This is a genomic window from Candidatus Rickettsia tasmaniensis, from assembly GCF_036857515.1.
GTDB lineage: Bacteria > Pseudomonadota > Alphaproteobacteria > Rickettsiales > Rickettsiaceae > Rickettsia > Rickettsia rickettsii.
The window spans coordinates 1-1,836 of sequence record NZ_JAQCNX010000051.1 but is presented as its reverse complement, the minus strand read 5'-3'; the positions used below and the strand labels follow the sequence as shown (position 1 = coordinate 1,836).

Sequence of the window (1,836 nt, the reverse complement as noted above, 5' to 3'; positions counted from 1 at the left end):
TTGCTTCTTTTTCTAAATTGATATTTTGCTCAAGATTTGGATCTTTAATTAATTCTTTAAAATAATTGCTTATGGATTTTAATCCCAATTTTCTCGTTAATTTACTTAAATACTTATAAAATTTATTTTTGATAGTTTGTTTTTTAGGTTCTGAATTTTTATTGAATATATTATCGGTTTTAACTTCTTGTTTTTTATCTTCTAATACTCCTGTATTATTAGGTAGATTTTTATTAACTTCAGTTATTAGTGCATGTGCTATTAAGGGAGTCACGCCGAATTTCGGTAAGTTAGTAACGGATGAGCGAAAAGCAAGAGGGGCGTTTAAATCAATTACTGATTTTATTGAAAGATTACCCCCCAAATCTATTAACAGTAAATTATTGGAAAATTTAATCAAGTCAGGCTGTTTTGATGAGTTGCATGATAATCGATTGCAATTATTGTCAAGCATTCCAAAATTGCTTTCTTATTCAACTTCATATCACGCAGAGCAGGAATCTAATCAATTTAGCTTAATTAAAGTTTCTAGTTTAAGTCCAACTATTTTAGTATCAAGCGATTATGCCGATAAAAATACTTTAGCCTTTTATGAATTTGAGGCTATGGGTTTATTTATCTCTAATCATCCTCTTACGGAATATCAAGAAATATTTAGTCGTTTAAATATTTTAAATACTGCGGATTTGCATAATAACTTACCTGATGGTACTAACCGAGTAAATCTTGCCGGTGTAATACAAAAAAAGGATTCTCGTATGTCGGCAAGAGGTAGGTTTGTGACGCTCGTGCTTTCCGATCCTGAGAATATCTTTGAACTTAGTATTTTTAGTGAGGAAGTTTTAAAAGATTATGTACATTTACTTGATGTTAAAAGTTTGGTAGTTGTTAATTGTGACATAGTTAAAGATGAGGGAGGAATAAAACTAACGGCAAAAAGCTTTTCATCAATTGAGGATGCAATTAATAATAAACAATTTGAACTACAGTTTTATCCACAAAATCATGAAGAATTACGGCAGATAGTAACCTTGCTTGCAGCTCGTATAAATAACGAAGATCAGAGTAATGCTAAAGCTACAATCTATTTACAAAGCGCAGATGTAAAGAATTTTGTAGCAAAAATTACATTACCTGAAAAATTCTTGCTCCAAGGGCAAGATTTTGAGATTTTAAAAGGATATAGTAAATAGCGTAGTTGTTGCGTGGTTCGGTTTTCCGCTGTCATTCCTGCAAGGCATTGTTGTGTGGATACACCGGGTCGTTATTGTGAGCAGCCATAGGCTGCGTGGCAATCTCATGAAATAATAACAAACTCCTGAGATTGCGGACGTACAATTACTTCGTAATTTTCCTCGCAATGACAAAAAAACCGAGCCATGCAACAAAGCCAATGCCTCGCAGGAATGACATCGAAACCTTGAGTCAACTTTTTATAGGCAATACCTGAATTGACGGTAAAATGAATCTATAATTGAGTAATATTCTTTGATGTTTTTTTACCGCTAAATACTGCATTATTATTTTTATTATCGCTAAGTTCCATATATTTTGTTAGTCGATGTTTGTCTGCTATTAACTTTGCTTCTTTTTCTAAATTGATATTTTGCTCAAGATTTGGATCTTTAATTAATTCTTTAAAATAATTGCTTATGGATTTTAATCCCAATTTTCTCGTTAATTTACTTAAATACTTATAAAATTTATTTTTGATAGTTTGTTTTTTAGGTTCTGAATTTTTATTGAATATATTATCGGTTTTAACTTCTTGTTTTTTATCTTCTAATACTCCTGTATTATTAGGTAGATTTTTATTAACTTCAGTTATTAGTGCAT

1 protein-coding gene and 1 pseudogene are annotated in these 1,836 nt (G+C 30.7%); one reads left to right on the top strand and one right to left on the bottom strand.

The genetic code is table 11. The features are described 5' to 3' along the window. Positions 1 to 254: 254 nt before the first annotated feature. Positions 255 to 1,193: pseudogene (locus tag O6R16_RS07735) on the top strand (helix-hairpin-helix domain-containing protein); the annotation flags it as partial. 275 nt (positions 1,194 to 1,468) lie between these two features. Here O6R16_RS07735 and O6R16_RS07730 read toward each other — a convergent pair. Beyond that, positions 1,469 to 1,669: a hypothetical protein gene (locus O6R16_RS07730; protein ID WP_419088436.1), complete on the bottom strand. Its 201-nt coding sequence runs from the start codon at positions 1,667 to 1,669 to the stop codon at positions 1,469 to 1,471. Between the last annotated feature and the right edge of the window lie 167 nt (positions 1,670 to 1,836).